Origin of the sequence: Streptomyces yangpuensis, from assembly GCF_001005295.1 — a bacterium.
Taxonomy (GTDB): Bacteria; Actinomycetota; Actinomycetes; order Streptomycetales; family Streptomycetaceae; genus Streptomyces; species Streptomyces yangpuensis.
In genome coordinates, this window is the sequence record NZ_LBMK01000003.1 from 290,544 (window position 1) to 315,197 (window position 24,654).

At 71.3% G+C, this 24,654-nt stretch carries 24 protein-coding genes, 1 tRNA gene and 1 pseudogene; 13 read left to right on the plus strand and 13 right to left on the minus strand.

From position 1 onward, the window contains the following. Positions 1-133 precede the first annotated feature (133 nt). Positions 134-1,009 carry a rhomboid family intramembrane serine protease gene (locus AAT21_RS16590; protein WP_046777657.1) on the plus strand — a complete coding sequence of 292 codons (876 nt, stop codon included), beginning with the start codon at positions 134-136 and terminating at the stop codon, positions 1,007-1,009. Positions 1,010-1,124: 115 nt separating this feature from the next. Here the strand turns inward: AAT21_RS16590 and crgA are convergent, their stop codons facing one another. Further along, positions 1,125-1,379, minus strand: a complete 255-nt coding sequence (gene crgA, locus AAT21_RS16595; protein WP_046777658.1) for a cell division protein CrgA — start codon at positions 1,377-1,379, stop codon at positions 1,125-1,127. A gap of 91 nt (positions 1,380-1,470) precedes the next feature. Here crgA and AAT21_RS16600 point away from each other — a divergent pair, with 91 nt between their 5' ends. The 6 genes and pseudogenes from AAT21_RS16600 (at position 1,471) to AAT21_RS16625 (ending at position 5,429) form a co-directional block, all read left to right on the plus strand. Next, positions 1,471-2,244, plus strand: a complete 774-nt coding sequence (locus AAT21_RS16600; protein WP_046777659.1) for a DUF881 domain-containing protein — start codon at positions 1,471-1,473, stop codon at positions 2,242-2,244. Beyond that, a complete protein-coding gene (locus AAT21_RS16605) occupies positions 2,216-2,971 on the plus strand; it encodes a class E sortase (protein ID WP_079025752.1) in 756 nt (251 codons plus the stop codon). Before AAT21_RS16600 ends, AAT21_RS16605 begins: the two co-directional genes overlap by 29 nt. An 89-nt stretch (positions 2,972-3,060) precedes the next feature. Continuing rightward, positions 3,061-3,237: a hypothetical protein gene (locus AAT21_RS38070; protein ID WP_030011120.1), complete on the plus strand. Its 177-nt coding sequence runs from the start codon at positions 3,061-3,063 to the stop codon at positions 3,235-3,237. After that, entirely contained in the window at positions 3,234-3,872 is a 639-nt protein-coding gene (locus AAT21_RS16615) for an aminodeoxychorismate/anthranilate synthase component II (RefSeq protein ID WP_046777660.1), read from the plus strand. Before AAT21_RS38070 ends, AAT21_RS16615 begins: the two co-directional genes overlap by 4 nt. Beyond that, positions 3,839-4,690, plus strand: a pseudogene (locus AAT21_RS16620) (class E sortase); the annotation flags it as partial. The gene AAT21_RS16615 and the pseudogene AAT21_RS16620, both read left to right, overlap by 34 nt. A gap of 13 nt (positions 4,691-4,703) precedes the next feature. Beyond that, complete coding sequence (locus AAT21_RS16625) at positions 4,704-5,429, plus strand: class E sortase (RefSeq protein ID WP_046777661.1); 726 nt, start codon at positions 4,704-4,706, stop codon at positions 5,427-5,429. Positions 5,430-5,613: 184 nt separating this feature from the next. Here the strand turns inward: AAT21_RS16625 and pknB are convergent, their stop codons facing one another. The 6 genes from pknB to AAT21_RS16655 all read right to left on the minus strand — a co-directional run bounded on the left by pknB (position 5,614) and on the right by AAT21_RS16655 (position 13,701). Further along, positions 5,614-7,653 (minus strand): Stk1 family PASTA domain-containing Ser/Thr kinase, encoded by a 2,040-nt coding sequence (pknB, locus tag AAT21_RS16630; RefSeq protein WP_046777662.1) that lies wholly within the window; start codon positions 7,651-7,653, stop codon positions 5,614-5,616. Between the two features lie 194 nt (positions 7,654-7,847). Beyond that, complete coding sequence (locus AAT21_RS16635; RefSeq protein ID WP_046777663.1) at positions 7,848-9,314, minus strand: peptidoglycan D,D-transpeptidase FtsI family protein; 1,467 nt, start codon at positions 9,312-9,314, stop codon at positions 7,848-7,850. Beyond that, entirely contained in the window at positions 9,311-10,735 is a 1,425-nt protein-coding gene (locus AAT21_RS16640) for an FtsW/RodA/SpoVE family cell cycle protein (protein WP_046777664.1), read from the minus strand. Before AAT21_RS16640 ends, AAT21_RS16635 begins: the two co-directional genes overlap by 4 nt. Positions 10,736-10,763: 28 nt before the next feature. Beyond that, positions 10,764-12,275, minus strand: coding sequence for a PP2C family protein-serine/threonine phosphatase (locus AAT21_RS16645; RefSeq protein WP_079025754.1), 1,512 nt, complete (start codon positions 12,273-12,275; stop codon positions 10,764-10,766). A 93-nt stretch (positions 12,276-12,368) separates the two neighbouring features. After that, positions 12,369-12,869: an FHA domain-containing protein FhaB/FipA gene (locus AAT21_RS16650; protein WP_030647603.1), complete on the minus strand. Its 501-nt coding sequence runs from the start codon at positions 12,867-12,869 to the stop codon at positions 12,369-12,371. Positions 12,870-12,879: 10 nt separating this feature from the next. Further along, the gene (locus AAT21_RS16655) at positions 12,880-13,701 is read right to left on the minus strand and encodes an FhaA domain-containing protein (protein WP_030956730.1); all 822 of its coding nucleotides are present in this window, start codon (positions 13,699-13,701) and stop codon (positions 12,880-12,882) included. 292 nt (positions 13,702-13,993) lie between these two features. On the opposite strand from AAT21_RS16655, the gene AAT21_RS16660 reads away from it, so the two are divergent. The 6 genes from AAT21_RS16660 to AAT21_RS16685 all read left to right on the plus strand — a co-directional run bounded on the left by AAT21_RS16660 (position 13,994) and on the right by AAT21_RS16685 (position 19,604). Beyond that, positions 13,994-14,076 (plus strand) — tRNA-Leu (locus AAT21_RS16660). 266 nt (positions 14,077-14,342) lie between these two features. Next, positions 14,343-16,043, plus strand: a complete 1,701-nt coding sequence (locus tag AAT21_RS16665; RefSeq protein ID WP_046777665.1) for a sensor histidine kinase — start codon at positions 14,343-14,345, stop codon at positions 16,041-16,043. Between the two features lie 9 nt (positions 16,044-16,052). Beyond that, entirely contained in the window at positions 16,053-16,712 is a 660-nt protein-coding gene (locus tag AAT21_RS16670) for a response regulator (RefSeq protein WP_046777666.1), read from the plus strand. 84 nt (positions 16,713-16,796) lie between these two features. Continuing rightward, entirely contained in the window at positions 16,797-18,224 is a 1,428-nt protein-coding gene (locus AAT21_RS16675) for a DUF2252 domain-containing protein (RefSeq protein ID WP_046777667.1), read from the plus strand. Positions 18,225-18,311: 87 nt separating this feature from the next. Beyond that, positions 18,312-19,175: a J domain-containing protein gene (locus AAT21_RS16680; protein ID WP_046777668.1), complete on the plus strand. Its 864-nt coding sequence runs from the start codon at positions 18,312-18,314 to the stop codon at positions 19,173-19,175. 84 nt (positions 19,176-19,259) lie between these two features. After that, the gene (locus tag AAT21_RS16685; RefSeq protein WP_046777669.1) at positions 19,260-19,604 is read left to right on the plus strand and encodes a rhodanese-like domain-containing protein; all 345 of its coding nucleotides are present in this window, start codon (positions 19,260-19,262) and stop codon (positions 19,602-19,604) included. 17 nt (positions 19,605-19,621) lie between these two features. On the opposite strand, the gene AAT21_RS16690 is transcribed toward AAT21_RS16685, so the two are convergent. The 6 genes from AAT21_RS16690 to paaA all read right to left on the minus strand — a co-directional run bounded on the left by AAT21_RS16690 (position 19,622) and on the right by paaA (position 24,502). Continuing rightward, the gene (locus AAT21_RS16690; protein WP_046777670.1) at positions 19,622-20,764 is read right to left on the minus strand and encodes an acyl-CoA dehydrogenase family protein; all 1,143 of its coding nucleotides are present in this window, start codon (positions 20,762-20,764) and stop codon (positions 19,622-19,624) included. Between the two features lie 132 nt (positions 20,765-20,896). Further along, positions 20,897-22,003 (minus strand): 2Fe-2S iron-sulfur cluster-binding protein, encoded by a 1,107-nt coding sequence (locus AAT21_RS16695; protein ID WP_046777671.1) that lies wholly within the window; start codon positions 22,001-22,003, stop codon positions 20,897-20,899. Next, positions 22,004-22,513, minus strand: coding sequence for a 1,2-phenylacetyl-CoA epoxidase subunit PaaD (paaD, locus tag AAT21_RS16700; protein ID WP_046777672.1), 510 nt, complete (start codon positions 22,511-22,513; stop codon positions 22,004-22,006). After that, positions 22,507-23,241, minus strand: coding sequence for a 1,2-phenylacetyl-CoA epoxidase subunit PaaC (gene paaC, locus AAT21_RS16705; protein ID WP_046777673.1), 735 nt, complete (start codon positions 23,239-23,241; stop codon positions 22,507-22,509). The genes paaD and paaC overlap by 7 nt, the downstream gene beginning before the upstream one ends. Continuing rightward, positions 23,238-23,522 carry a 1,2-phenylacetyl-CoA epoxidase subunit PaaB gene (paaB, locus tag AAT21_RS16710; protein ID WP_030026914.1) on the minus strand — a complete coding sequence of 95 codons (285 nt, stop codon included), beginning with the start codon at positions 23,520-23,522 and terminating at the stop codon, positions 23,238-23,240. Before paaB ends, paaC begins: the two co-directional genes overlap by 4 nt. Next, on the minus strand, positions 23,519-24,502 hold the full coding sequence (gene paaA / locus AAT21_RS16715; RefSeq protein ID WP_046777674.1) for a 1,2-phenylacetyl-CoA epoxidase subunit PaaA: 984 nt from the start codon (positions 24,500-24,502) through the stop codon (positions 23,519-23,521). The genes paaB and paaA overlap by 4 nt, the downstream gene beginning before the upstream one ends. Positions 24,503-24,654 lie beyond the last annotated feature (152 nt).

Genomic DNA, 24,654 nt, shown 5'->3' on the forward strand with positions numbered 1-24,654 from the left:
CCGCGCCTCCCTCTCATCACGCCACCGCGCCGACCGCGCTCCCGGGAACCTTTCCGCCCCGCCCGTCCGTACTGCATACGTACCGGACCGGCGGGGTGCACACCGCTCGCCCCGCCGCCGACCGAGGGGACCGATGGACACCGACCGTCTGCCGGGCTGCTACCGCCACCCGGACCGCGACACGGGGATCAGCTGCACGCGCTGCGAACGCCCGATCTGCCCCGATTGCATGATCAGCGCAGCGGTGGGGTTCCAGTGCCCCGAGTGCGTCCGTGAGGGCTCCGGGACCGGGCGCCGGCCCGCCGCCCACGCGCCGCGCACCATCGCGGGCGGTGTGGTCGCCGAGGACCCCCAGCTGGTCACCAAGATCCTCATCGGGATCAATGTGGCCGTGTTCTTCCTCTGCCTGCTGGCCCCGGCGCTGGTGGTGCAGCTGCAGCTGGTCGGCGGCTACCTCGAATACCTCGGCGGCCCCGTCCACGGCGTCGCGGGGGGCGAGTACCACCGGCTGCTGACCTCGGTGTTCCTGCACACCGAGTGGTGGCACATCATCAGCAACATGATCGCGCTGTGGGTCATCGGCGGCCCGCTGGAGGCGGCCCTCGGCCGGACCCGGTACCTCGCCGTCTACCTGCTGTCGGGCCTCGGCGCGAGCGCTTTCGTCTATCTCCTGGCCGATCCGGGCGTCCGGACCGTCGGCGCGTCCGGGGCGATCTTCGGCCTGCTCGGCGCGACCGTGGTGCTGGCCCGTCGGCTGAGGTACGAGATGCGCCCGGTGATCATCATGGTCGTGCTGATGCTGGTGCTGACCTTCGTGCCGCTCGGCGGCGTCATGCGGGTGTCCTGGCAGGCCCACGTGGGCGGTCTGATCACGGGTGCGCTGGTGGGCCTGGGCATGCTCGCGCCGACCGGCGCCCGCAGTCGTGCGTTCGTCCAGTGGGGCACCTGTGCGGTGGTGTTCCTGCTGGCAGCGGCGCTGATCGTGCTCCGTACGGCGGAACTCACCTGATCACACCGGCGTCAACTCTCCACAGAGTTATCCACAGATCTTCTGTCTTTTCCTCAGGTGTGGATGACGCTGTGGATAACTCATGGGGAGAGCTTCCGTCAGGGACTGCCGGGTGCTACTTCCACTGCGTGGAAACGCCGAATCCCGCCGCGATGAAGCCGAAACCGACCACGATGTTCCAGTTGCCGAGGGCCTCGACCGGCAGCTGGGTCTCGGTCACGTAGAACACGACGATCCACGCGAGACCGATCAGGAAGAACGCCAGCATCACCGGGGCGACCCAGCTGCGGTTCGTCAGCCGGATGTTCTGCGGCTGCCGCGAGGGCGGCGGGGTGTAGTCGTCCTTCTTGCGGATACGTGACTTCGGCACGAGGGGCTCTCCTGTCGATGCGCTGGGGACCTTGCCTGCCCCGGGCGTCCGTTAGCGTAGTGGACCTGTGGCGTTGAAGGAGAAGGGTACGTTGAGCAATTCAGACGACTCCTCCACGGGTCCCCGTCGCCGGGCCAGGCCGGTCCGGTTGCTGACGGCGGCCGTCTTCGCCCTGGCCGGGCTGCTCTTCGTCACCAGTTTCAACACATCCAAGGGTACGAACATCCGCACGGACGCTTCGCTCCTGAAGCTGTCGGACCTGATCAAGGAACGCAGCCAGGACAACGCGGAGCTGGAGGAGAGCACCGGAGCGGCCCGCGCCCGCGTGGACGCCCTCGCCGACCGCGACGACGGCAGCACCAGGGCCGAGGACGCGAAGCTGGCCGCCCTGCGCGCCGCCTCGGGCACCGAGGAACTCTCCGGCAAGGGCCTGACGGTCACCCTCAACGACGCCCCGCCGAACGCCACCGCCCGCATCCCCAACGTGCCCGAGCCGCAGCCCAACGACCTGGTGATCCACCAGCAGGACCTCCAGGCCGTGGTGAACGCCCTGTGGCAGGGCGGCGCCGAGGGTATCCAGGTCATGGACCAGCGGCTCATCTCCACCAGCGCGGTGCGCTGTGTGGGCAACACCCTGATTCTCCAGGGCCGCGTCTACTCGCCCCCGTACAAGATCTCGGCGGTCGGCGACCCGGCGGCGCTCAAGAAGGCCCTCGCCGCCTCCCCGGCGCTGCAGAACTACCAGGCGTACGTGAACGCCTACGGCCTGGGCTGGAAAGTGGACGAGCACAAGGCGCTGACACTTCCCCCCTACTCCGGCACAGTGGACCTCCACTATGCGAAGCCGGTGGGCACCACCCCGTGACCGGGTCCGTCCCGACGTCCTGCTGCGCCTGGCGGTACGGACGTTCAGCGAGGTGTGCCTGACGGCGGGCACGCTGATCGTGCTCTTCGTCGTCTACGTCCTGGTGTGGACCGGGGTCAAGGCGGACCGGGCCGCGGACGGCGAGATGGCCCGGCTGCGCGACAGCTGGGCCGCCGCGGCGCCGCCGACGGCCCCGGCCGCCCCGGCCGCGGCCCCCGCCCCCGCCCCCGCACCCGCCCCCGCGGAACCGCGCTACCCCGCGGGCCGGGCCTTCGCCGAGATGTACATCCCGCGTTTCGGCCCGGACTGGGTCCGGCCCGTCCTGGAGGGCACGGATCCGGAGCTGCTCAAGAAGGGCCTGGGCCACTACCCCGCCACCGCCCGCCTCGGCGCCGTCGGGAACTTCTCCGTGGCCGGCCACCGCCGCACCTACGGTGACCCTTTCAAGGACTTTCCCCGGCTGCGCCCGGGGGACCAGGTGATCCTCAAGGACGCGGGCACCCGGTACACGTACACGATCCGGGGCGGGCCCCTGCGCACCCTGCCCACCGATGTGGCCGTGGTCGAGCCGGTCCCGCCGAAGTCCCCGTTCACGGCACCGGGCCGGTACCTGACGCTGACCACCTGCGACCCGGAATGGGGACACAGCCACCGGCTGGTGGTCTGGGCGGAACTGACCGGGACGCGCCCCGCCGCGGAGGGCGGACCGGAGGGTTCGTCCAGGTGACCCTCCCTGCCGGGCCGCTGCCTTTAGTCTGTTCGCGTACCGCCCCCGCGGTGCGTTGAACGAATGTGGACGAAAAGGAATCAGGCGGCATGTACGGCTGGATCTGGCGGCATCTGCCGGGCAACGCGTGGGTACGCGCGCTGATCTCCCTCGTACTGGTCCTCGCCGTGGTCTTCGTGCTGTTCCAGTACGTCTTCCCGTGGGCCGAGCCGCTCCTTCCGTTCAACGATGTGACGGTGGACGAGGGATCGGGAGCCACTCCGTGAGCGCACGCATTCTGGTGGTCGACAACTACGACAGCTTCGTCTTCAACCTGGTCCAGTACCTCTACCAGCTCGGAGCCGAGTGCGAGGTGCTGCGCAACGACGAGGTCGCCCTGGCGCACGCGCAGGACGGTTTCGACGGCGTACTGCTCTCCCCCGGGCCGGGCACGCCCGAGGAGGCCGGCGTCTGCGTGGACATGGTCCGGCACTGCGCCGGCACCGGCGTTCCCGTCTTCGGCGTGTGCCTCGGCATGCAGTCCATGGCGGTCGCCTACGGGGGCGTCGTGGGCCGGGCCCCCGAGCTGCTCCACGGCAAGACCTCGCCCGTGGTGCACGAGGGCCTGGGCGTGTTCGAGGGGCTGCCCTCGCCGTTCACCGCGACGCGGTACCACTCCCTCGCGGCCGAGCCCGCCACCCTGCCCGACGTCCTGGAGGTCACGGCCCGGACCGAGGACGGGATCATCATGGGCCTGCGCCACCGGGAGCACGACGTCGAGGGCGTGCAGTTCCACCCCGAGTCGGTGCTGACCGAATGGGGCCACCGGATGCTCGCGAACTGGCTGGTGCGCTGCGGTGACGCCGGCGCGGTGGAACGCTCGGTGGGGCTGGCCCCGGTGGTGGGCAAGGCCGTCGCGTGACGACGGTCGCGCCGTCCGCGCCCACGGAGGGCCGGGCCGCGCGACGCAGGGCAGCTCAGGAGGCCGCGAAACGGGCCGCCAGGAACTCCCGGAGGAGGGGCGGGCGGCGGCGCAAGCGGCCGGCGTCGGGCGGCCCGGTGATCATCGCGAGCCGGCTGGGCGGGGAGCTCTTCATCACGGTGGGCCTGGTGATGCTGCTGTTCGTCGCCTACCAGCTCTGGTACACGAACCTGGTGGCCGAGCGGACGGCGAACGGCGCCGCCGGCTCGCTGCGGCAGACCTGGGAGCGGCAGCCGGACGGCGCGGCGGCCGCACCGCCCGTGACGGCCTTCGAACCGGGCCAGGGCTTCGCGATCCTCCACATCCCCAAGCTGGACGTGAAGGTCCCGGTCGCCGAGGGCATCAGCAAGCCCAAGGTGCTGGACAAGGGCATGGTCGGGCACTACGGCGAGGGCGCGCTGAAGACCGCGATGCCCGCCGACAAGCAGGGCAACTTCGCGGTGGCCGGACACCGCAACACCCACGGGGAGCCGTTCCGCTACATCAACCGGCTGGTGCCCGGGGATCCCGTCGTGGTCGAGACCCGGGACGCGTACTACACGTACGAGATGACATCGGCGCTGGCGCAGACACCGCCGACGAACATCGGGGTGATCAAACCCGTGCCGGAGGGATCGGGATTCACTTCCGCGGGCCGGTACATCACGCTGACCACCTGCACCCCGGAGTTCACCAGCACCTACCGGATGATCGTATGGGGCAGGATGACCGAGGAACGCCCCCGCAGCCAGGGCCCGCCGCCCGCGCTGACCAGCTAAGGACGAATCAAGCGTGTCTCGTGCCAGCCGCCGCGCCGCGGCCCCGCCCGCCGGCAGCCGCAGTGTGCTCGCCGGGTTCCTGAGCCTGCTGGGAGAGGTCCTGATCACGGTGGGCCTGGTGCTGGGCCTGTTCGTGGCGTACTCGCTGTGGTGGACCAACGTCCTCGCCGACCGGCACGCCGCCGCGCGGGGCGACGAGATCCGGCGGCAGTGGCAGGCCCCGGCCCCCGAGCAGGCCGGGCCGGGGGCGCTCGACACCAGGGGTGGGGTCGGCTTCCTGCACGTACCGGCGATGAAGAACGGCGAGGTGCTCGTCAAGGCGGGCACGGCGCCCGACATCCTGGACGACGGTGTGGCCGGCTACTACACCGAGCCCGTGAAGTCGGCGCTGCCCTGGGAGGAGAAGGGCAACTTCTCGCTCGCCGCGCACCGGGACGGGCACGGGGCGAAGTTCCACAACATCGACAAGATGAAGAACGGCGACGCGATCGTCTTCGAGACCCGGGACACCTGGTACGTCTACAAGGTCTTCGCGGAGCTGCGCCAGACCTCGAAGTACAACACCGACGTGATCAACCCGGTCCCCAGGGAGTCCGGCAGGACCGCTCCGGGCCGGTACATCACGCTCACCACCTGCACGCCGGTCTACACGTCGAAGTACCGCTACATCGTGTGGGGCGAGCTGGTCCGCACGGAGAAGGTGGACGCGAAGCGCACCCTGCCGGCGGAACTGCGCTGAGGCGGCCCTGAGTGGCCCTGGGAGCCGCTGCTGGTCCCAGGTGGCCCACCGGTCCCGGCCGTACCGCCAAAGGGCCGCAGAAGAGCGCCTGTGGGCGCCCTCGTACGGCCGTGTACGAAAAGGGTCCGGCCTTCCTCTCCGCCGAGAGGAAGGCCGGACCCTTTTCGCGCGCGTCGTGCCGGTGTCAGCGGCGGCCTCCGCCGCCGGTCAGGCCGTCGAAGATGCTGCCGCCGTTGTTGCCGCCCTGCTGACCGGCCATCGTGAACACGTTCACGGCCTGTCCCGAGGCGCCCGGAGTGCCGGGCTGCGGGTCGGTGCCCATGACGATCGCGTTGTCGTCCGAGGGACCGGTGACGATGCCAACCCGCAGGTTGGCCCGCTGGAGGTCGTTCTTGTACTGGCCCAGGGTCCGGCCGGCGAAGTTCGGGACGACCGTCGCCTGCGCGGCCTTGGCGACGGTGATGTTCACCGTCTTGCCCTGCTCGATCTGCTGGCCCGCCGCGATCTGCTGGCTGATCACCGTGCCCGGAACGGCTCCGGGCTGCTGGTCGGACTCCGTGACGCTGCCGAGCCGGAGGTTGACGGCCTTGAGGGCCTTCTCCGCCTCGTCCTTGGTCTTGCCCTTCAGCTCGGGGACCTCGGACTTGGACTGCTCCTTGGCGACCGTCAGCGTGATCACGCTGTTCTTCTCGGCCTCGGAACCGGCCTTCGGGTTCTGGTCCAGGACCGTCCCCGGGGTGCGGTCGGACTCCTGCGTCTTGCGGTCGACCTGGAAGCCCTTGTCCTTCAGCGCCTTCTCGGCCTCTTCGTACTTCATGTTGAGCACGTCGACCACGGACACCTTCGGGGCGCCCGAGGAGACGGTGATCGTGACCGTCGAGCCCTCGTCGACCTTGGTGCCCGCCTCCGGATCCTGCTTGCAGACATTGCCCTTGGGCTGGTCGTCGCAGGGTGCGTCGGCGCCCTTGACCACCTTGAGCTTGGAGTTCTCCGCGCTCTTCGTCGCCTGCTCCAGGGTCTGGCCGACGAGCTTGGGCACACTGGGCCGGTTGTCGGCCGTGTTCGAGGACAGGGCCCGGCCGATCAGGATCGCGCCGACCAGCACGAGGATGCCGGCCGCCACGAGCAGCACGGTGGACGCCTTGCTCTTCTTCTGGCTCTGGCGGCGGTTCGAGCCCGGGTCGTAGCCGCCGTGGCCCTGGTCGCCGTAGCCGTAGCCGCCGTCGCCCGGCGGCATGGGCGGCATCATCGACGTCTGGGCACCGGAGTCGGCGGTGCGCAGGGCGGTGGTGGGCTGGTCGTAGCCCTGCGGGCCGTAGCCGTGGCCCTGGTCGTGCGGGTAGCCGTAGCCGGCCACGCCCATGGCGGCGGTGGCGGCGACGGGCTGGCCGTCGAGGCAGGCCTCGATGTCGGCACGCATCTCGTCCGCCGACTGGTAGCGGTAGTCGGGGTCCTTGACCAGTGCCTTGAGGACGATGGCGTCCATCTCGGGCGTGATCTCGGGGTCGAAGTTCGACGGGGGCTGCGGCTCCTCCCGCACGTGCTGGTAGGCCACGGCCACCGGCGAGTCGCCGACGAACGGGGGCCGCACGCTGAGGAGTTCGTAAAGCAGGCAGCCCGCGGAGTAGAGGTCGGAGCGCGCGTCGACCTGCTCGCCCTTGGCCTGCTCCGGGGAGAGGTACTGGGCGGTGCCGATGACGGCGGCCGTCTGCGTCATGGTCATGCCGGAGTCGCCCATGGCGCGGGCGATGCCGAAGTCCATGACCTTGACCTGGCCGGTGCGGGTCAGCATCACGTTGGCGGGCTTGATGTCACGGTGCACGATGCCGGCGCGGTGCGAGTACTCCAGGGCCTGGAGGATGCCGATGCACATCTCCAGCGTGCGCTCGGGCAGCAGCTTGCGGCCCGAGTGCAGCAGCTCGCGCAGGGTCGAACCGTCGACGTACTCCATCACGATGTACGGGATGGAGATGTTGTCGACGTAGTCCTCGCCGGTGTCGTAGACGGCGACGATCGCCGGATGGTTCAGCGACGCGGCCGACTGGGCCTCGCGCCGGAACCGGGCCTGGAAGGACGGGTCGCGGGCGAGGTCGGCGCGCAGGGTCTTGACGGCGACGGTACGGCCGAGCCGGGTGTCGTGGGCGAGGTAGACCTCGGCCATGCCACCGCGGCCGAGCACGTGGCTCAGCTCGTACCGGCCGCCGAGGCGACGCGGCTCTTCCATAACGTTGCAGCCCTCTCCGTCAGTCCCGACCGCACCTGTGTGTGGTCCGGCGGTGTGCTGTTCGCGCAAAGGCTACCGGCCGATCGTCCGTGATCGGATCGTGGCCACAGCCTGATACAGGACCGGTACCGTACGCTCGGATCGGGGGCGGATTCAGTGACCTGCGTCACGTCGGGCGCCCCGTGATCCCCCGGTCACCCCTGGCTCTTCAGCACCGCTTCCATGACCGCCTTGGCGACCGGGGCGGCGAGACCGCCACCGCTGATGTCGTCACGGGCGGTTCCCTCGCTGTCCTCGATCACGACGGCGACGGCGACGGGCGAGGTGCCGTCCGGGTTCTCGGCGTAGGAGATGAACCAGGCGTACGGGCGCTTCTTGTTGCCCTCGCCGTGCTGGGCGGTACCGGTCTTGCCGCCGACCGTCACGTTCTTGATCTGGGCCTTGTCGCCGGTGCCCTTCGCGACGACGTTGACCATCATCTGCTGGACCTTCTGCGCGTTGTCCGCGGACAGCGGCCGGCTCATCTCCTGCGGCTCGTGCTTCTCGATGATGTCCAGGTTCGGCGCGGTGAGGTGGTCGACCATGTACGGCTTCATCAGCTTGCCGTCGTTGGCGATCGCCGCGGTGACCATGGCCATCTGCAGCGGGGTGGCGGCGGTGTTGAACTGCCCGATCGAGCTCTGGGCGTTGCCGTCCCGGCCCATCTTCTTGTCGTAGACGCTGGCGAAGGCGCGGACCGGGGTGTCGATCTTGTCGTTGTTGAAGCCGAACTTCTCGGCCGTCTCCACCATCTTGTCGCGGGTGACCTTGTCGCCGAGGTTCGCGAAGACGGAGTTGCAGGAGATCCGCAGCGCCTCGTTCAGGCTGGCCTTCTCGCACCCGGTGTGGGAGTTGGGCAGCTGGGTCTTGGTGCCGGGGAGGATGTACGGCTCGGGGGTGTCCGTCGGGTCGTCGATCCCCTTGACCACGCCGTGCTCCAGCGCCGCCGCGGCGGTGACCACCTTGAAGGTGGAGCCGGGCGGGTAGGTCTCGCGCAGGGCGCGGTTGACGAGCTTTTTGTCCTCACTGTCCTTCAGCTCGACCCAGGCCTTCTCGTCGGCCTTGGAGTTGCCGGCGAAGGTGGACGGGTCGTAGGAAGGGGTGGAGACCAGCGCGAGGATGGCGCCGGTGCGCGGGTCGATGGCGGCGACCGCGCCCTTCTTCGTGCCGAGCTTCTCGAAGGCGGCCTGCTGCGCGGCGCGGTTGAGCGTGGTGACGACGTTGCCGCCCTGCTTCTTCTCGCCGGTGAACATGCCGATGGTGCGGTCGAAGAACAGCCGGTCGTCGTTGCCGGTGAGGATGCCGTCCTCGAGCGATTCGAGCTGCGTGGCGCCGAAGGCCTGCGAGGCGTACCCGGTGACCGGGGACCACAGCGCCCCTTCGGTGTAGGTGCGCTTGTACTTGTAGTCGCTGCCGTCGGTGACCGTGGAACCGGTGATCGGCTGGCCCTGCACGATGATGTTGCCGCGCTCGGTCGCGTACTGGGCGATCTGGACCCGTCGGTTCTCCTTGCGCGTGCTGAGTTCCTCGGCCTGGACGTACTGCAGCCAGTTGGTCCGGATCAGCAGCGCGAGGACGAGCAGCCCGCAGAACAGCGAGATGCGGCGCAGGGGCTTGTTCATGACGGGCGGACCACCTGGGTCATCTCGGAGTCGGGGGACGGGGCCGGGGCCGGTGCCGGTCGGCGGGCGGTGTCGCTGATCCGGATGAGGACGGCGATGAGGATCCAGTTCGCGAGGACGGAGGAACCGCCGGAAGCGAGGAAGGGCATCGTCATGCCGGTGAGGGGGATGAGCCCCATGACTCCGCCGGCGACGACGAAGATCTGAAGCGCGAAGGCGCCGGAGAGACCGATGGCGAAGAGCTTGCCGAAGGGGTCGCGGGCGGCGAGGGCGGTGCGGACGCCCCGCTCGATGATGAGCCCGTAGATCAGCAGGAAGGCCATCACGCCGGAGAGGCCGAGCTCTTCGCCGACGGTGGAGAAGATGAAGTCGGAGTTCGCGGCGAAGCCGATGAGGTCGGAGTTGCCCTGGCCCCATCCGGCGCCGAGGACCCCGCCGGAACCGAAGCTCATGATCGACTGGCCGACCTGCTCGCAGGCGCCCGAGGTGGTGTAGCAGCCGAAGGGGTCGAGCCAGGCGTTGACGCGGGCCTGGACGTGGCTGGCGAAGGAGGCCACCACGACCGCGCCGCCGACCGACATCAGCAGACCGATGACGATCCAGCTGGTGCGCTCGGTGGCCACGTACAGCATGATCACGAACATGCCGAAGAAGAGCAGCGAGGTACCGAGGTCGTTCTCGAAGACCAGGACCAGCAGGCTCATCGCCCAGATCATCAGGATGGGGCCGAGGTCGCGGCCGCGCGGCAGGTAGAGGCCCATGAAGCGGCGGCTGGCCAGCGCGAGCGCGTCGCGCTTCACCATCAGGTAGCCGGCGAAGAAGATCGCGATGACGATCTTCGCGAACTCACCGGGCTGGATGGAGAAACCACCGACGCTGATCCAGATCTTGGCGCCGAAGACGTCGGCGCCCAGGCCCGGGACGACGGGCAGGATCAGCAGCACCAGTGCGCCGGCCATGGAGATGTAGGTGAACCGCTGCAGGACGCGGTGGTCCTTGAGGATCAGCAGCACGGCCGCGAACAGGGCGATGGCGAGCGCTGTGTAGAGCATCTGGTTGGGCGCGGAGGGCGAGAAGGCCCCGAAGCTGCGCTTGGCGAGGTTCTGCAGCCGCTCGGACTGGTCCAGGCGCCAGATCAGCACGACGCCGAGCCCGTTCAGCAGGGTGGCGAGCGGCAGCAGCAGCGGGTCGGCGTACTTCGCGTACCGGCGCACGACGAAGTGCGCTATGCCGGCGAGCACGGCGAAGCCGGCCCCGTACGCGAACATGCCGGGGGGCAGCTCGTTGTGGATCGCCAGACCCACGTTGGCGTAGGCGAAGATCGGGATGACCACGGCGAAGGCGAGCAGCAGGAGCTCGGTGTTCCGCCGGCTCGGCAGCTCGATGGCGCCGATGGTGGTCGTGTTGGTGACAACGCTCATGGTGTGGCAGGCCCCCTGTGCCCGCGGGCTACTTTCCGCACAGGCCGACCAGCTGCTGCTCCTCGGGAGTCAGGCTGGGGCCGGGTGTCTGGCTGTTCTGCGCCTCGGCGCCTCTGCGCTCTTCGTCCTTCTTGCAGGCGGAGACCTGGACGCCGAGGTCGTCCAGCTTCTTGCGGGCCCCGTCGAGGCTGCCCTCGCTGATGGTGGCCTCGACCAGCTTCCGCTTGAAGGGCGGCAGGTACTTCAGTTCGATGTCCGGGCGGTCGGTCTCCACCTTGGAGAGCTCCAGCGGTCCGAGCTTCGGGCTGATGCCGCGGAAGAGCGCGACGTGCTCGCCCTTCACACCGACGTAGAACTGGGTCTGGGTCCAGCGCCAGCCGGCGTAGAGGCCGCCGCCGATGACACCGGCGACGACGAGCAGGGTCAGGGTGCGGGTGGTCCACTTGCGCCCTTTGCTGCGGCGCCTGCGGGGGTGGTCGTACGTGTCGTCGTAGCCGGAGTCGGAGTCGTACCCGTCGGCCTCGCCGAAGGAGCCGTAGCCGCCGCCCTGGCCGTGGTCGCCGTACCCGTAGCCGGGGGCGTCGCCGCTGCCGGGGGGACCGAAGGCGCCCGCGGGCGGCGGGGCCTGGCGGCCGAGCCCGGAGGCGCGGCCGGCCGGCGTCTGCATGGCGTTGTTGTTGTCGAAGAGCTGGTGCTGGGTCTCGGCGACCGCGCCGACGACCACCGGGGTGTCGCTGACCTGGGCGGCGAGGGTGTCGCCGCTGTCGGTGTCGAGGACGTCGGCGACGATGCAGGTGATGTTGTCGGGTCCGCCGCCGCGCAGGGCGAGCTGGATCAGGGACTGCACGGTCTCGCGGGGGCCGTGGTAGTCGGCGAGCGTCTCCTCCAGCGTCTGGTGGGAGACCACGCCGGAGAGCCCGTCGGAGCAGATCAGGTAGCGGTCGCCGGCGCGGACCTCACGGATGGAGAGGTCGGGCTCGACGATGTCGCCGCTGCCCAGCGCGCGCATCAGGAGGGAGCGCTGCGGATGGGTCGTCGCCTCCTCCTCCGTGATGCGGCCCTCGTCGACCAGGCGCTGCACCCAGGTGTGGTCCTGGGTGATCTGGGTGAGGACGCCGTCGCGGAGCAGGTAGGCGCGGGAGTCGCCGACGTGGACGAGGCCGAGGCGCTGGCCGGTCCACAGCAGGGCGGTGAGGGTGGTGCCCATGCCCTCGAGCTGGGGGTCCTCCTCGACCATGACGCGCAGCTGGTCGTTGGCCCGCTGCACGGCGGTGGCCAGCGAGGTGAGGATGTCGGAGCCCGGTACGTCGTCGTCGAGCTGCACGAGGGTGGAGATCACCTCGGAGCTCGCGACCTCGCCGGCGGCCTGGCCTCCCATGCCGTCGGCGATCGCCAGGAGACGGGGGCCGGCGTAGCCGGAGTCCTCGTTCCCCTCGCGGATCATGCCTTTGTGGGATCCGGCTGCGAACCGCAGGGACAGACTCATGCGCACCTGCCCTGTCGACGAAGCTTGCTCCGGGTACAACCGGTCTCGAGCCACACTGCCCACCCTCCGGTCGGGAGCGCGCTCGTGTCCGTGTCCTCGCTGGCACGGATCACCGCCGCGCGCTCGCTCCGCTCGCTCATTCTCGTACTACTTCCGCAGCTCGATGACGGTCTTGCCGATGCGGATCGGTGCGCCCGGCGGAATGGGCGTCGGGGTGGTCAGCCGGGTCCGGTCGAGATACGTGCCGTTGGTGGACCCGAGATCCTCGACGATCCACTGGCCGTCACGGTCGGGGTAGATCCTGGCATGGCGGCTGGACGCGTAGTCGTCGTCCAGCACGATCGTGGAGTCGTGGGCGCGGCCCAGGGTGATCGTCTGTCCGGCGAGGGCCACGGTGGTGCCCGTGAGGATGCCCTCGGAGACGACGAGCTTGGTCGGCGCACCGCGACGCTGGCGCTGCTGCGGAGGCGCGGCCTGGCGGCCGCCCTGCTGCGGGGCGCCGCCGGCGCCGCCGCGGCGGGAGGACCCGCGCTGGGTCACCCTCGTGCCGAAGAGATCGCTGCGGATGACCTGGACGGCCACGATGACGAACAGCCACAGAACGGCCAGGAAACCCAACCGCATGACCGTCAGGGTCAGCTCTGACATTGCCCCCGCTTCACCCTTCGGCTTGCCGGTAAATGATGGTGGTGCTGCCCACGACGATCCGCGAGCCGTCGCGGAGCGTAGCGCGGGTGGTGTGCTGCCCGTCCACCACGATGCCGTTGGTGGACCCGAGATCCTGGATCGTCGAGGGCGTTCCGGTCCGGATCTCACAGTGCCGGCGCGATACGCCGGGGTCGTCGATCCGCACGTCGGCTTCGGTGCTTCGGCCGAGTACGAGCGTGGGGCGCGAGATCTGGTGGCGGGTGCCGTTGATCTCGATCCAGTGCCGCCGGGGGCCGCCGGAGCCGGCCCCCGGAGCCGCCGCGCCGGGACCGCCCGGGGCGGGCCTGCGGGCGCCGGGTCCGCCCGGGGGCGGGCCGGCGGGCATGGGAGGTGCGGCGACCGGCGGATAGCCGTAGCCGCTCGCAGGGGACGGCGGCGCCCCCTGTGGCTGGGAGGTGCTGGAGGCGAGGGTGCGACTGCGGACCCGGTAGAGCCCGGTGTCGAGGTCCTCGGCCTTCTCCAGGTGGACCTTGATGGGGCCCATGAAGCTGTACCGCTGCTGCTTGGCGTAGTCGCGGACGAGGCCCGCGAGCTCGTCGCCGAGCTGCCCGGAGTAGGGGCTCAGGCGGTCGTAGTCGCCGGCGCTGAGCTCCACGATGAAGTCGTTGGGGACGACGGTCCGCTCGCGGTTCCAGATGGTGGCGTTGTTGTCGCACTCCCGCTGGAGGGCTCCGGCGATCTCCACCGGCTGGACCTCGGACTTGAACACCTTGGCGAAGGTGCCGTTCACCAGACCTTCGAGTCGCTGCTCGAACCGCTTCAGAACTCCCATGGGGCACCTCCTCCGTCGTTGTCGCCCTGTACTGCTTACTGATCGTATCCACGCGTGGCGGATTCGGGTGGTTCCCCTTCGTACCTGTGGGGACGAGTGTTGGTCCTCACAAGGGATCGTAGGGGCGCCCGAGGAACAGTGTCCCGCACCCGGAGCGGAGTGCGGGAGGGGCTGTCCGCTCAGGGGCGTATGCCCCCGGGGAAAGCGATGTGAATCCACCCCGTTCTACGTGCTAATGTTTCGACGTCGCCAGGGGAACGGCCCGAAAGGGAAGACCACTGGGACGCTGCTCGGGCGAGTGGCGGAACGGCAGACGCGCTGGCTTCAGGTGCCAGTGTCCTTCGGGACGTGGGGGTTCAAATCCCCCCTCGCCCACATCGACGAGACGGTCGTCACTGCGAAAGCGGTGGCGGCCGTTTCGCTTTGTGCCCGTGACGGGGTGTGCGCGGGATTCGTGAGGTGCCGGTGGATCGCTGTCCGGTGTCCGGTGTTTCCTGTGTGGTGTCGGTCACGGCGGAGTCGGCCGCGGATGCGCGCGGGGCCAACTTCTCATGCGGGATCAGACTTTCGTCGTCGCGGGTGAGACGAAAGAGGGCGGCCGGGGCGGTGGCCGGATGTCTAGGGTCGGGCGCGTGGATGTGATGGCGAAGACACGTGCGGGCTGGGACTGGCTGCGGGGGCCCGAGCCGTGGACGCGGCGGATGCTGGCGGGGGACCTCGCGCTCGCCGCCGTGCTGGCCATACTCGGGCTGGGCGTCGAGGAACTCGACCGGGGGTCCGGGCAGCGGATGCTGCTGGGCGCCGTGGTCGTGGTGGCGCTGACCCTGCTGCGCAGGCGGCTGCCGGCGGCGACGCTCGTGGCGGGTTCGGCGCTGAGTTCGGCCCTGCCGGGGCTGTTCTTCGTCCTGCCGCTGCTGGGCTGGTCGGCCGGGCGGCGGATCGTCGGCGTGGGCCGGGCGCTGGGCGCCTTCACCCTGGCCTTCGTCGCGGCGCTCGCCTTCAGCGTCCTGGACCAGTGGTCGCAGATGCGACCGCTGCTGATCATCGTGTTCTCCACGCTGATGTTCCTGGCCGTCACCGTGATGCCGGGCCTGGCCAGCCGGTACTGGTCCCAGCGCCGCACCCTGCTGGCGGCCCTGCACGAACGCAACGGGCAGCTGCTGCGCGAGCGGGCCATGGTCGCCGGGCAGGCGCGGCTGCGCGAGCGGCAGCGCATCGCCCAGGACATGCACGACAGCCTGGGCCACCAGCTGGCGTTGATCGCCGTGCACACGGGTGCGCTGGAGGTGGATCCCGAACTCACCGACCGTCAGCGGGAGGCCGTGGGCGTGCTGCGGCAGGCCTCGGTGTCCGCCATGCACGAACTGCGCGAGGTCGTCGGCATCCTGCGCGACGGCGTGGAGGCGCCCCCGCCGGTGGAGGAGGCACAGCCCGCGGCGCGCGGCGTGGCCGGGATCGCCGGGGTCGTGGAGGCGGCGCAGGCCGCCGGGACCGAGGTGCGGATGACCACTTCGGGACGGCCGAGGCAGCTGGTCGCGGCCTGCGACCACGCCGCCTACCGGATCGTGCAGGAGGCCCTGACCAACGCCTACAAGCACGCTCCCGGGGCGCCGATCACGGTGGAGCTGCGGTACGAGGACGACTCGCTGGTGGTGGAGATCGCCAACGGGCCGTCGGCCGGACCGGACGAGGACGTGGTGTCGGGCGGGCAGGGTCTGACGGGGCTGCGGGAGCGGGCCCGGCTGGTCGGCGGCATGGTGCACGCGGGCCCCGCCGAGGGCGGCGGGTTCCGGGTGGCCGGCGTGCTGCCGTACGGCGCGGAGCCGGCCGGCGCCCAGGACGTGGCAGACGACTTCGGGCAGCAGGCCCAGGCGCAGAAGGGCACCCTGCCCCCGGCGCGGGGGCGGCGGGGCGAGCAGCAGCCGATGGACTGGGCGGCGGTGGACCGGGAGCTGGCCGTGCGGGTGCCCAGCCGTGCCGGTGGCATCGCCGTAGGCTGCGGGATCGCGTTCGCGGCGGTGGTCGTGCTGGTGATCGTGATGATCGCCGCGGCGGTGATGCTGATGGACACGGCGGTCGACTCGATGATCGGCAGGGACGAGTACGACGCCGTGCACGTCGGCGAGGCGGAGACGACGGTCCGCGACCGGCTGCCGGGCGGCGAGAGCTTCCTGACCGCGGGAGCCGACCGGAAGGGGCCGCCCCGGCCGGAGGGCTCGGAGTGCCTGGTGCTGCTGGCCAACGACCAGACCGGCCAGAGCCTGACCACGGACCTGGTTTTCCGGTTCTGCTTCAAGGACGGCAAGCTCGTGGACAAGCAGGCGTACGAGGTCAAGCAGTAGGAGCACGGGGTGACAGCCGAAGTGATCAGAGTGGTGATCGCCGACGACGAGCCGCTGATCCGGGCCGGGATCAGGATGATCCTGACCTCGGCGCCGGACATCGAGGTCGTCGCGGAGGCGGCGAACGGCCGGGAGGCGGTCGAGCTGGCCCGCTCGCACGCCCCCGAGGTGATGCTGCTCGACATCCAGATGCCGGTGATGGACGGACTGACCGCACTGGGTGAGCTGCGGCGGGCCGCTCCGGAGGTGCGGGCCCTGATCCTGACCACCTTCGGCGAGAAGGAGAACGTGCTGCGCGCGCTGGGCCAGGGCGGGGCGGGGTTCCTGCTCAAGGATTCGGCGCCGGGCGAGCTGATCGGCGCGGTCCGGGCGGCCGCGGCCGGGGACGCCTACCTCTCGCCCGGGGCCACCCGGCACGTGGTGGACCAGCTGGCGTCCGGCAAGGTGGCGGCGCGCGGCGAGGAGGCCCGCCGTCAGGTGGCCGAGCTGAGCGAGCGGGAGCGGGGGGTGCTGGCGCTGCTCGGGGAGGGCCTGTCCAACGCGGACGCGGGCCGACGCCTGCACATGAGCGAGGCGACCGTGAAGACGTACGTGAGCCGGATCCTGGCCAAGCTGGGCTGTGAGAACCGGGTCCAGGCGGCGTTGCTGGCCCGGGACGCCGGTCTGTAGACCCCGGCCGGGGGCGCCGGGCCGCGGGTGCTGGCCAGGGACACCGGGCTGTCGGTACGGTCAGCCCGTTCTCGAAGCGATCACATGAACGAACGGGTGGGGGCGGCGCCGATGGCGGCGACAGCGGGACAGCGGATTCCGGACGTGGCGGGGTTCGCGCCGCGCGTGGCGGCGGACTCGCCGAAGGAGGCGGGCAAGGCGCTGCGCGCCCGTGTGCCGAGGGCGGCGCACGCCGGCTTCACGGTGCCGGCCGGGCGGCCGGACGCGGTGCGGGCGGTGGAGGAGTCCAATGCCGGGCGGGTGGCCGAGCTGGCGCCCATACGGGTCGGCCGGATGGCGGCCAACCCCTTCGCGTTCCTGCGCGGTGCGGCCGGGCTGATGGCGCACGACCTGTCCGGAGGTCCGGTGACCGGTGTCGGTGCGCAGATCTGCGGCGACGCGCACGCGGCGAACTTCGGTCTGTACGGGGACGCGCGCGGCCGGCTCGTCATCGACCTGAACGACTTCGACGAGACCGTGTTCGGCCCGTGGGAGTGGGACGTGAAGCGGCTGGCGGCCTCCCTGGTGCTCGCCGGGCGGGTGGCCGGGGCGGACGAGGACACCTGCCGGGCGGCCGCGCTGGACTCCGTGGGCGCCTACCGGCGGACCGTGCGGCTGCTGGCCAAGCTGCCCGCCCTCGACGCGTGGAACGCGATCGCCGACGAGGAACTGGTCTCGCACGCCGACGCCCGTGACCTGCTGGGCACCCTGGAGCGGGTCTCCGAGAAGGCCCGCAACAACACCTCCGCCCGGTTCGCCACCAAGTCGACGGAGATCGGGCCGGACGGCGGCCGCCGTTTCGTCGACGCACTGCCCGTACTGCGCCGGGTCACGGACGGGGAGGCGGCGGCCGTGGCGGCCTCGCTCGGCCCGTACCTGCAGACCCTCCAGGGCGACCGGCTGCCGCTGCTGGCCCGGTACGCGATCCACGACGTGGCCTTCCGCGTGGTGGGCACCGGCAGCGTCGGCACCCGCTCGTACGTGGTCCTGCTGCTGGACCACCGGGGCGAACCGCTGGTCCTCCAGGTGAAGGAGGCCCGGCCCTCGGTGCTGCTCCCGTACCTGCCCGGGCTGGGCTTCGTCGCGCCGCCGGAGGAGCACGAGGGCCGCCGGGTGGTGGCCGGGCAGAAGCGGATGCAGGTTGTCTCCGACATCATGCTCGGCTGGACCACGGTGGAGGGGCGCCCCTACCAGGTCCGCCAGTTCCGCAACCGCAAGGGCAGCGTGGACCCGGCAGCGCTGGCCCCCGACCAGATCGACGACTACGGGCGGATGACCGGTGCCCTGCTGGCCCGGGCGCACGCGCACAGCGTCGACCCGCGGCTGCTGGCCGGGTACTGCGGCAAGAACGAGGAGCTGGACGAGGCGATGGCGGCCTTCGCAGTGGCCTACGCCGACCGGACCGAAGCCGATCACGCCGACCTGGTCGCCGCGGTGCGGGCCGGGCGGATCGCCGCGGAGGCCGGGGTCTAGAACGAGCAAGGTCGCGCCGGTTCCTGCGCGACGGGCGATGTTTCACGTGAAACATCGCCCGTCGCGGGCGGGCCGTACCCTGGCCGGGTGAGCGAGCAGACCGAGCAGCCCGAGCAGACCGTCCCCGGTGGATCCGGTGATTCCTCCGTCACCGGTGAGGAGCGCCCCGAGGAACGTCCCGAGGCGCGCCTGGAGCGGGCCGTACGGGCCGCGGAGCAGGCGCTGATCGAGTTCGAGATCGCGGTGGAGACCTTCCGCGTGGAGGTGGAGAACTTCTCCCGCCTGCACCATCAGAAGCTCGGCCCCATGTACACGCGGCTCGACGAGCTGGACGCGCTGATCGCCGAGGCGAAGGCCGCGCGTACCGGCGATGCCGAGGACCTGCGGCGGGCGCGGGACGCGCGCTCGCTGGTCATGCCGATGCCCGGGGTGGAGGAGCTCTTCCACGACTGGCTGGGCTCGGACGGCATCTCCGACGACGCCGCCGCGATGCTCACCGACCGGCCGGTGCGGCCCCCGGAGCGGGTACGCCCCTCCGAGGAGGTGCGCCGCCTGTACCGCGAGCTGGTCCGCCAGGCCCACCCCGACCTGGCCCAGGAGGAGGACGAGCGGGAGCGCCGCGACGCCTTCATCGCGCGGGTCAACGCCGCGTACGGCCGCGGCGACGAGGGGCTGCTGCGCGAGCTGGCCGAGGAGTGGGCGGCCGGCCCGGTGCCCGAGACGGCCGGGCCCGGCGAGAGCGAGGAGCTGTACGCCCGGCTGGAGTGGCTGGCGCAGCGCAAGGAGCTGCTGTCGCTCGTGGCGAAGGAGCTGGAGGAGAGCGCGATCGGGTCGATGCTGCGGATGGCTCCCGACGACCCGGACCGGCTGCTGGAGGAGATCGCGGAGCAGCTGCTCGCGCAGGTCTCCGAGCGCGAGGCGGAGCTGGCGGCCGAGCTCGCCGCCCAGTGAGGACGGGGCCGTTCGCGCACGCATGGCCGGGGCTGCGGGTCGGATAGGTTGGCAGCAGACCTGTGAAGAGAGAAGGCGACAGTTATGAACTTCGGACCGCTTCCCTCGGTGGACGCCGCCGCGGTGCCCTCCGAAGGCTTTGTCCTCGACGTCCGTGAGGACGACGAATGGGCGGCCGGGCACGTCGAGGGCGCTCTGCACATCCCGATGAGCGACTTCGTGGCCCGCTTCGGCGAGCTGACGGAGGCCGTCGATGACGGCCGCCGCGTCTACGTGATGTGCCGGGTCGGCGGGCGTTCCGCGCAGGTCACCCAGTACCTGGTGCGTCAGGACATCGACGCCGTGAACGTCGACGGCGGTATGCAGGCCTGGGACGGGGCCGGGCGCCCGATGGTGACGGACAACGGAAGCCCGGCCTTCGTGCTCTGACCCCGTGAGGGGCGGCTTCAGGCGAGGGGGTGGGCGGCCAGCAGGTCGCCCAGGGCCTCCTCGTGGGCGGCCGCAGGGCCCAGCTGGAGCTCCAGCTGCTTGGCCCAGGCGTGGTAGCGGTGCAGTGGGTAGTCGGTGTCGGCGCCGAAACCGCCGTGCAGGTGCTGCGCGGTCTGGACGACCCTGCGCACGCCTTCCGAGGCCCAGATCTTGGCGACCGCCACGTCACCGGCGCTCGGCAGCGGCCCGCCGGCGCCGCCCGTCGCGGCATCGAGCCGCCAGGCGGCCTGCCACAGGGTGACCTCCATGGCGCGCAGGTCGATGTAGCGGTCGGCGGCCTGGACGGCGACCGCCTGGAAGGTGGCCACCGGGAAGCCGAACTGCTCGCGCTTGCTGGTGTACCGGCTCGTCATGCCGAGGACGCCCTCGCCCAGCCCGAGCGCCAGGGCGCAGGTGCCCGTGGTGAGGATCTGGCGGAGCCGCTCCCAGGCTCCCGGGGTCTCGATCAGGTGGGTCCGGTCCACCCGCACGCCGTCCAGGGCGAGTTCGGCGAACCGCTCCCCACTGGTGGAGACCTGCTCGGCGAGGGCGAGGCCGTCGGCCGTGCGCGGGACCAGTGCGAGGACGCCCTCGCCCTCACCGGTGTGGGCCGGTACGGCGATCCAGTCGGCGGTGTGTGCCCAGGGGACGGCGGTCTGGGTGCCTTCCAGCACCCACGCCTCGCCGTCGAGCCGTGCGGTGACGGCGAGTTCGGCCGGGTCGTGGCCGGAGCGGCCGTGCGCGGCGGCGGTCAGCACGAGCGTGCCGCGCCCGGCGCCGGGCAGCAGGGCGGCGGCCAGTTCGGGGCTGCCGTGGGCCTGGACGGCCATGGCGGTGGCGCAGTGCTCCAGCAGGGGGACCCGGGCCAGTACCCGGGCGGCCTCGCGCAGGACCAGGCACAGGGCGATGGTGTCCAGGCCGGCGCCGTCGTGTTCCTCGGCGAGGACCAGGCTCAGCAGGTCGGACGCGGCGAGCCGGGCCCACAGCGGGCGGTCGAAGTCGTCGGCCACGGCGCCCGGGGTGAGCGCGGGGCTGGGCACGCCGTCGGGTGCGACGTCCGCGAACACGGCCCTGGCCGCCTCGACGGCGGCCCGCTGCTCCTCGGTGAAGGTGAAGTCCACTGCCTGTCCTCCCGTTCTGACCTGACGGGGCGTCAAGATAGAACACGTTCCTGAAAATGGACAGGGAGGAGGACGGCAGGGACGAGGCCAGGGACGAGGGCAGGGGCAGGGGCAGGGGCCGGTGGATGCGGCCTAGCGGTCGAAGTCGATCTCCACTTCCTCGGTGACCGGGTGCGACTGGCAGGCCAGGACGAAACCGGCGTCCGTCTCCTCGGCCTCCAGGGCGAAGTTCCGGTCCATCCGGACCTCGCCCGACACCACGAACGCCCGGCAGGTGCCGCAGACGCCGCCCTTGCAGGCGTACGGGGCGTCCGCGCGGTTGCGGAGCACCGCGTCCAGCAGTGACTCGCCGTCCCGGACGGGCCAGGTGCCGGAGCGCCCGTCGAGCCGTGCGGTGACCCGGCCCTGCGCGGCCGCGGCCGACGTCGCCGTGCGGACCGGCGCGGGGGTGGTGTCCTCGACGTGGAAGATCTCTTCGTGCACCCGGCTCCGGGCGACGCCGAGCGTGCTCAGGGCCCGCTCCGCGCCCTGCACCAGACCGTACGGCCCGCACAGGAACCAGCCCGTGACCTCCGCCACCGGGAGCAGGGCGGGCAGCAGGGACGCCAGCCGCTCCTCGTCGAGCCGGCCGGACGGCAGCCCCGACTCCTGCTCCTCCCGGGAGAGCACCGTGACCAGCTGGAACCGCGAGGGGTAGCGGTCCTTGAGGTCGGCGACCTCCTCCAGGAACATCGTCGAAGCGGCCGTACGGTCGCTGCGCAAGAGGCAGAAGCGGGCGTCGGGCCGCCCGGCAAGCAGGCTCGCGGCGATCGACAGCACGGGCGTGATCCCGCTGCCGCCGACGATCGCGGCGTAGTGCCCGGCGGCGGGGGCCGCGGCGGGATCCAGCACGAAGCGCCCGGCCGGGACCATGACGTCCAGCACGTCGCCGGCCGCGATCTCCTTGTGCGCGAAGGTGGAGAACTCCCCGCCCTCCACCAGCCGCACGCCGACCCGCAGCAGCGCGGGGCCCGGGCCGTCCGCCGTGGGGGCCGGCGAGCAGATCGAGTAGGTGCGACGGACCTCGGTGCCGCCCTCGGGAGCGGTGCGGCGCAGCGTCAGATGCTGGCCGGGGGCGTGCCGGTAGTCCTCGCGCAGCTCCTCGGGGACCCGGAGGGTCAGCGCCACCGAGTCGTCGGTGAGCCGGTCGACTTCCGCCACCGTCAGCGGGTGGAACGCGCCGTGGCGGGGGGCGGCCATCTACAGCTCCTTGAAGTGGTCGAACGGTTCGCGGCAGGCGGTGCAGCGGCGCAGCGCCTTGCACGCGGTGGAGGAGAAACGGCTGAGCAGCTCGGTGTCGGTCGATCCGCAGTTCGGGCAGCGGACGGACAGGGTCACCGGGACCGGCCCGCCGGCCGCGTGCGGCCTGGGCGGGGCGATGCCGAACTCGGCCAGCTTGCGGCGGCCCTCGGCGCTGATGTCGTCCGTGGACCAGGCCGGGGCCAGCACGGTGGTCACCCGCACCTCGGGGATGCCGTGGCCGGTCAGGACCCGCTCGATGTCGGCGGACATGGCCTCGATGGCCGGGCAGCCGGTGTAGGTGGGGGTGAGGGTGACCTCGGCATGGCCGTCCTCGTGCATCCGCACCCCGCGCACCACGCCCAGCTCGCCGAGGGTGAGCACCGGCAGTTCGGGGTCCGGGACGGAGCCGGCCAGCTCGGCCAGCTCGGCCTCCAGGCGGGTCGTCGTGACGTCGGCGGTGGTCACCATGACGCCCCCGGGTGGCTGCGGTGCAGGTGCTGCATCTCGGCCAGCATCCGGCCGAAGGACTCGGTGTGCAGTCCCTGGCGGCCGGCGCCGGCCGCCCAGGCGCCGGTGCGCGGTCCGTCGGGCAGGGTGAGCCCGGCACGCTCCACGACATCGGTCAGTGCGGCCAGCCAGCGCTCTTCGAGGGCGGCCCGGTCCACGCCGTCGAGACCCTCCACCGGCTGGAACAGCTCCCCGGTGAACTTCCACAGCGCCGTCAGCGCCGCCTGCATGCGGGCGCGGCTCTCCTCGGTGCCGTCGCCGAGCCGCAGGGTCCACTGCTCGGCATGGTCGCGGTGGTACGCGGTCTCCTTGACGGCCTTGGCCGCGAGCGGCGCGAACGGGCCGTCCCCGCGGGCCAGTTCCGCGTAGAGCTCGTGCTGGTGGACGGAGAAGTACAGCTGGCGGGCGATGGTGTGGGCGAAGTCGCCGTTCGGCTGCTCGACCAGCTGGAGGTTGCGGAAGGACCGCTCCTCGCGCAGGAAGGCCAGCTCGTCCTCGTCGCCGACCATGGACAGCAGGATGCGGGCCTGGCCGAGCAGGTCGAGGGCGATGTTGGCGAGGGCGACCTCCTCCTCCAGGACGGGGGCGTGGCCGGCCCACTCGCCGAGGCGGTGGGAGAGGATCAGCGCGTCGTCGCCGAGGGCGAGGGCCGCCGCCGCGGTGGCGGTGGTGGTGTCGGTGCCGGTCACAGGTGGCTCACTCCCTCCGGGATGTCGTAGAAGGTGGGGTGCCGGTAGGGCTTGTCGGCGGACGGGGCGAAGAAGGGGTCCCGCTCGTCGGGCGAGGAGGCGGTGATCGCGGTGGAGGGGACCACCCAGATCGAGATGCCTTCGTTGCGCCGGGTGTAGAGGTCGCGGGCGTTGCGCAGGGCCATTTCCGCGTCGGGGGCGTGCAGGCTTCCCGCGTGCGTGTGCGAGAGGCCGCGGCGCGAGCGCACGAACACCTCCCACAGGGGCCAGTTCTGCGTCATACCCGTGCCTCCTCGTTCTGTCCGGCGGACTTCGCCGTCTGCTGCTGTGCCGCCTGCTTCTGCGCGTACGCGGCGGCCGCGTCGCGCACCCAGGCACCTTCCTCGTGGGCCCGGCGCCGCTGGCCGATCCGCTGCTCGTTGCAGGGGCCGTTGCCCTTGAGCACGTCCCAGAACTCGGCCCAGTCGATGGCGCCGAAGTCGTGGTGGCCGCGCTCCTCGTTCCACTTCAGGTCCGGGTCGGGCAGGGTCAGGCCGAGGGACTCGGCCTGAGGGACGGCGATGTCCACGAACCGCTGGCGCAGCTCGTCGTTCGAGTGGCGCTTGATGCGCCAGGCCATCGACTGCGCCGAGTGCGCCGACTCGTCGTCCGGCGGGCCGAACATCATCAGGGAGGGCCACCACCAGCGGTTCACCGCGTCCTGCGCCATGGCGTGCTGCTCCTCGGTGCCCTGGGAGAGGGCCATGAGGAGCTCGAAGCCCTGGCGCTGGTGGAAGGACTCCTCCTTGCAGATCCGGACCATGGCGCGGGCGTAGGGCCCGTAGGAGCAGCGGCAGATCGGCACCTGGTTGGTGATCGCCGCGCCGTCCACGAGCCAGCCGATGGCGCCGACGTCGGCCCAGGTCAGGGTGGGGTAGTTGAAGATCGAGGAGTACTTCTGCTTGCCCGAGTGGAGCTTGTCGAGAAGCTCGTCGCGGCTGGTGCCGAGGGTCTCGGCCGCGCTGTAGAGGTAGAGGCCGTGTCCCGCCTCGTCCTGCACCTTGGCCATCAGGATCGCCTTGCGGCGCAGCGAGGGTGCCCGGGTGATCCAGTTGGCCTCGGGCTGCATGCCGATGATCTCGGAGTGGGCGTGCTGCGCCATCTGCCGGACGAGGGATGCGCGGTACTGCTCCGGCATCCAGTCACGCGGTTCCACACGCTCGTCCGCTGCCACGGCGGCGTCGAACGCCGCCGCGAGCTGTGCGCCCAGATCAGCCGTCATGCCCGTCCCGTCCGTCCCGTCTGTCCCCAGGGCCGCGTCCGGGCCCGTTTCCGGGGTCACTGCCACCATTTACGGCCCCTTGTCGGTGTATGCCGGCCGTCCGTCACCCGACCGACCGATCGTTCGGTTCATTCGCTTCAATGGTGAGACGG

Bases quoted from the DNA above. Each gene is read 5' to 3' on its own strand.
- AAT21_RS16590 (WP_046777657.1), top strand. From the start codon at position 134: ATGGACACCGACCGTCTGCCGGGCTGCTACCGCCACCCGGACCGCGAC.
- AAT21_RS16605 (WP_079025752.1), top strand. From the start codon at position 2,216: ATGCGAAGCCGGTGGGCACCACCCCGTGACCGGGTCCGTCCCGACGTC.
- AAT21_RS38070 (WP_030011120.1), top strand. From the start codon at position 3,061: ATGTACGGCTGGATCTGGCGGCATCTGCCGGGCAACGCGTGGGTACGC.
- pknB (WP_046777662.1), bottom strand. From the start codon at position 7,653: ATGGAAGAGCCGCGTCGCCTCGGCGGCCGGTACGAGCTGAGCCACGTG.
- AAT21_RS16635 (WP_046777663.1), bottom strand. From the start codon at position 9,314: ATGAACAAGCCCCTGCGCCGCATCTCGCTGTTCTGCGGGCTGCTCGTC.
- AAT21_RS16640 (WP_046777664.1), bottom strand. From the start codon at position 10,735: ATGAGCGTTGTCACCAACACGACCACCATCGGCGCCATCGAGCTGCCG.
- AAT21_RS16650 (WP_030647603.1), bottom strand. From the start codon at position 12,869: ATGTCAGAGCTGACCCTGACGGTCATGCGGTTGGGTTTCCTGGCCGTT.
- AAT21_RS16655 (WP_030956730.1), bottom strand. From the start codon at position 13,701: ATGGGAGTTCTGAAGCGGTTCGAGCAGCGACTCGAAGGTCTGGTGAAC.
- AAT21_RS16665 (WP_046777665.1), top strand. From the start codon at position 14,343: ATGGCGAAGACACGTGCGGGCTGGGACTGGCTGCGGGGGCCCGAGCCG.
- AAT21_RS16675 (WP_046777667.1), top strand. From the start codon at position 16,797: ATGAACGAACGGGTGGGGGCGGCGCCGATGGCGGCGACAGCGGGACAG.
- AAT21_RS16685 (WP_046777669.1), top strand. From the start codon at position 19,260: ATGAACTTCGGACCGCTTCCCTCGGTGGACGCCGCCGCGGTGCCCTCC.
- AAT21_RS16695 (WP_046777671.1), bottom strand. From the start codon at position 22,003: ATGGCCGCCCCCCGCCACGGCGCGTTCCACCCGCTGACGGTGGCGGAA.
- paaD (WP_046777672.1), bottom strand. From the start codon at position 22,513: ATGGTGACCACCGCCGACGTCACGACGACCCGCCTGGAGGCCGAGCTG.
- paaB (WP_030026914.1), bottom strand. From the start codon at position 23,522: ATGACGCAGAACTGGCCCCTGTGGGAGGTGTTCGTGCGCTCGCGCCGC.
- paaA (WP_046777674.1), bottom strand. From the start codon at position 24,502: ATGACGGCTGATCTGGGCGCACAGCTCGCGGCGGCGTTCGACGCCGCC.